Source organism: Bradyrhizobium genosp. SA-3, assembly GCF_004212635.1.
Lineage (GTDB): Bacteria > Pseudomonadota > Alphaproteobacteria > Rhizobiales > Xanthobacteraceae > Bradyrhizobium.
Genome location: NZ_PSRT01000353.1, coordinates 1 through 509, shown reverse-complemented (window position 1 = coordinate 509; position 509 = coordinate 1). Strand labels below are relative to the sequence as shown.

Sequence of the window (509 nt, the reverse complement as noted above, 5' to 3'; positions counted from 1 at the left end):
CGATCAGCGTGCCCGTGGTCATCGCCTTGGTGGGCACAGCGGCAGCCGGGGCTTCCGGCGCCAGCGGCGGCGCGTCGGCGACAGGAGCTGCGCCGCTCGGCATCGGCTGCGCCGAGCCGGACATGGCGGCCATGCCCTGCTCGACCATCGCCTCCAGCTTGTCGATGAGGTCGCGGTCGTTGCCTTCCGGCTCGGCTTCGGTCGCCTCCAGGCCGGCCAAAATCTCCTTGATGCGGTCGATCGAGGACAGGATCACCGTCACCGCCTGCCCGGTCACCGGCATGCCGTCGCGGAATTTGCCCATCAGCGTCTCGCCGGCATGTGCCAGCGCTTCCAGCCGCGGCAGGCCGAGGAAGCCGCAGGTGCCCTTGATGGTGTGGACCAGGCGGAAGATGTTATCCAGGATCTTGGCGTTGTTCGGCTCCTGCTCGAACTTCACCAGCTGATTGTCGACGGTGTCCAGGCTCTCGCTGGTCTCCGTCAAAAACTCCCGCAACAGATCATCCATG

General features: G+C 66.4%; 1 protein-coding gene. It reads right to left on the bottom strand.

All coding sequences use genetic code 11. The features are described 5' to 3' along the window. On the bottom strand, nucleotides 1–508 hold a 508-nt coding region (locus CWO91_RS42440), incomplete at its 3' end, for an Hpt domain-containing protein (RefSeq protein WP_208753159.1). Nucleotide 509 lies beyond the last annotated feature (1 nt).